Below are 1525 nucleotides of genomic sequence, written 5' to 3' on the forward strand. Positions count from 1 at the left end.
GGGTGTCCGCTAGATGCTCGCCGGCGAGTTGCTGGCCGAGGTCGACGCCTACATCGCCGCCTTCGCCGAGGAGCGCGATGCGGCCAGCCGCCGTCTGGTCGTGCGCAACGGCCACCACGCCGAACGGGACGTACTCACCGCGGCCGGCGCGATCCCGGTCAGGGCCCCGCGGGTCAACGACAAGCGCATCGACGAGGTCACGGGCGAGCGCAAGCGGTTCTCCTCGGCGATCCTGCCCGCCTGCTGCCGTAAGAGTCCGCAGGTCACCGACGTGCTGCCGCTGTGTACCTGCACGGGCTGTCCTCGGGAAACTTCACCGCCGCGCTGGGCCACTTCCTGGGCAGCTCGGCGGGCCTGTCGGCGTCGGTCATCACCAAGCTCACCGAGAGCTGGAAAGGCGAGCAGCGAGCCTTCGCCGCCCGTGACCTGTCCGGGGTGGACTACGTCTACCTGTGGGTCGGTGGCATCCACGTCAACATCCGGCTGGAGGAGCACAAGCTGTGCCCGCTGGTGATGATCGGGGTGCGCGCCGACGGGCGTAAGGAACTGGTCGCGTTGACCGACGGGTATCGCGAGTCGGCCGAGTCCTGGGCCGACCTGCTCCGCGATGCCAAGCGGCGCGGCATGCGGGCACCAGTACTGGCGGTCGGGGACGGCGCTCTGGGCTTCTGGTCGGCGCTGGGCGAGGTGTTTCCGCAGACCAGAGCCCAGAGGTGCTGGTTTCACAAGATCGCAAACGTGCTCGGGGCCATGCCGAAATCCGCCCACCCGGCCGCCAAGAAGCACCTGGCGGAGATCTGGAACGCCGAAGACAAGCAGCACGCGAAGCGCGCGGTCAAGGACTTCCAGGACGCCTATGGCGGCAAGTATCCGAAGGCTGTGGCCAAGGTCGTTGATGACTTGGACGAGTTGCTGGCCTTCTACGACTATCCCGCCGAGCATTGGGTGCACCTGCGCACCACCAACCCCATTGAGTCAACCTTCGCCACCGTCCGCCACCGAACCAAGGTCACCAAGGGGCCGGGCTCCCGCGCGGCCGGGCTGGCGATGGCCTTCAAGCTGATCGAATCGGCGCAGAAGCGCTGGCGTGCGGTCAACGCGCCCCACCTCGTCGCCCTGGTCCGCGCCGGGGCGACCTTCATCAACGGCAAGCTCGTCGAACGACCTGACGACCAACCTTCATCGGCAGCAGCCTAGAAACTCCATCCACAGGTCTTGACGATTGCTCCTTTTCTCGCTTTGAGTACGTGTGGTGGAGCTGATCAAAGATAGCGGGGCCTCTTAGCTCCCGTCGTAGGCCACCTGTAGTCGCATGGTGCCCTTAGCCGTGTGCAGAAAGGCGTCGCCATGTCCGGCCAGAGCTTCGGCTCCGGTCTCGTCTAGAATGATGCGACTGTCGGTCGCAGTCTTAACCCGCAGGGCGAGTTGGGCGGGGAAATTGGAGCGGATGGTCGTCGAGATAACGTCCGCGCTCGGGCGCTGCGTGGCTGCGATGACGTGGATACCCGCAGCGCGGGCCTTCTGC

General features: G+C 66.2%; 1 protein-coding gene and 1 pseudogene. One reads left to right on the top strand and one right to left on the bottom strand.

The genetic code is table 11. The features are described 5' to 3' along the window. Nucleotides 1-13 precede the first annotated feature (13 nt). A pseudogene (locus ACWCSD_RS52475) lies at nt 14-1197 on the top strand (IS256 family transposase); the annotation flags it as partial. An 84-nt stretch (nt 1198-1281) separates the two neighbouring features. Here ACWCSD_RS52475 and ACWCSD_RS52480 read toward each other — a convergent pair. Further along, nucleotides 1282-1525: hypothetical protein (locus ACWCSD_RS52480; protein ID WP_449927421.1), on the bottom strand; the 244-nt coding region annotated here is incomplete at its 5' end.

This window comes from Nonomuraea sp. NPDC001684, from assembly GCF_053596515.1.